The sequence below is a fragment of the Moorena sp. genome (assembly GCF_982860115.1).
Genome location: NZ_CEYLVT010000449.1, coordinates 1 through 1,914, shown reverse-complemented (window position 1 = coordinate 1,914; position 1,914 = coordinate 1). Strand labels below are relative to the sequence as shown.

The following is a 1,914-nucleotide window of genomic DNA, read 5'->3' as shown; positions in this document are numbered from 1 at the left end:
CTTTACCAGACTTTGCATGACGTTCAAGTTAGGGAGCGACTGGAAAAACAGATTCGCAAATCCCTCGAAAGAGAAAAGGAACTCACTGAACTCAAATCTCGATTTATCTCTATGACTTCCCACGAGTTCCGCACCCCCCTAACCAGTATTATGGGAGTTACTGAAATTTTCAAATATTATAGCCAGAATTGGAATGAGGATAAAAAACAAAACTATCTAGATCGGATTCAAGCCAATGTCAAACATATGCTGCAGATGTTGGATGATGTGTTGGTAGTCAATAAAGCCAACGCCGGAAAAATAAAATTCAACCCTGCACCATTAAATTTACTTGAATTCTGCCGTGATTTAGTCGAAGAGATAGAACTAGGTCTTAACACCAAACAAACCATTGTTTTTACTATTCAATGTGAATGCCCAGAGGCTGAGTTCGATGAACAAATTCTCAGACACATCTTGAGAAATTTGCTATCAAATGCTACTAAATATTCCCCTAAGGATAGCACCATAAACTTTGACTTGATTTGTAATCAAGAAGAGGTTACCTTTAAGATTAAAGACCAGGGTATTGGTATTCCAGAAGAAGACCAAAAGCAACTGTTTGAGTCATTTCATCGATGCAATAATGTAGGCAATATTCCAGGAACTGGACTCGGACTTGCAATTGTAAAACAGTCTGTGGAAGTACACGGTGGTGAAATTACGGTAAATAGCCAAGTCGGTATTGGAACAACGTTTACGGTCACAATTCCACTGTGCTCTCCTGCAGCTCCAGAGCAAGTAAAAATACCGAGAGCTGTTTGCCAGTTGGCAGTTGGCAGTTGAACCTAATAGGAATTATGATTATGCCTAGAACAAAGGATTAGTTTTACTTGGTCTTGAAAAACGTTGATAAATGTTGTTTTTTTGAAGGATAAACTGATATATGTCGCACATTTTAGTTATTGAAGACGAGGAAGATATCCGTACGATTATTGTTGAAATACTTCGGGCTGAAAATTTCGATGTTATGGAAGCAGAAAATGGTGAAATTGGTGTCGAATTGGCAAAAAATGAAAGTCCTGATTTGATTATTTGCGATATTAAAATGCCGAAACTGGATGGTTACGGTGTAATGATTCAGTTACAAGAAATTCCATCCACCCAGACAATTCCCTTGATTTTTCTTACGGCTAAATCTACAAAATCTGATCTGCGGATGGGGATGGAACTGGGCGCAGATGATTATCTGACCAAGCCATTTACTAGAGATGAATTATTAGGAGCAATCACAACCCGCTTAGCCAAGCATATGGCTGTTGAGCAAGAATCTCAGAAACAGGTGGATGAATTGCGCGATAACATCACTCATTCACTACCTCATGAGTTGCGTACTCCTCTCAATGGCATTTTAAATCTTGCCCAATTCCTGATAGAGGACTATGATACCATAGAGCGGGATGAAGCTATGGAAATGCTTAAGGAAATCTGTGTCTCTGGAGAACGTTTATATCGGCTCACCCATAATTTTTTACTCTATGCAGAACTAGCACGAATCGAGCAACAACCTAAGCAAGCCAGGAAGCTGCTTGATTATGGAGAGCAAAGTTTTACTAGAACAATTATCCAAGACCTTGCTATCCAAAAATGTCTGAACGTAAACCGGAAAGACGATTTACAGTTAGAACTGCAAGAAGTAGTTGTCAAGATTTCTCAATCCAAATTTACGAAAATTGTTGAAGAAATAATTGATAATGCCTTGAAGTTTTCCGACTTTGGTAAGCCGATTCAGATTCAGAGTTATTTCCAGGATAAGAAGTTAAATATTTTGGTGATAGATCAGGGACGAGGCATGACACCAACTCAAATTGCTAAACTCGGAGCCTATATGCAATTTGATCGTAAACTCTACGAGCAACAAGGCTCTGGATTAGG

Annotated in this window: 2 protein-coding genes; both read left to right on the top strand. The window is 38.9% G+C overall.

From position 1 onward, the window contains the following. Window positions 1-825: sensor histidine kinase (locus AC4II3_RS32585; RefSeq protein WP_490723042.1), on the top strand; the 825-nt coding region annotated here is incomplete at its 5' end. 100 nt (window positions 826-925) lie between these two features. Then, the coding region (locus AC4II3_RS32580; protein ID WP_488029450.1) for a hybrid sensor histidine kinase/response regulator at window positions 926-1,914 on the top strand (989 nt) is incomplete at its 3' end.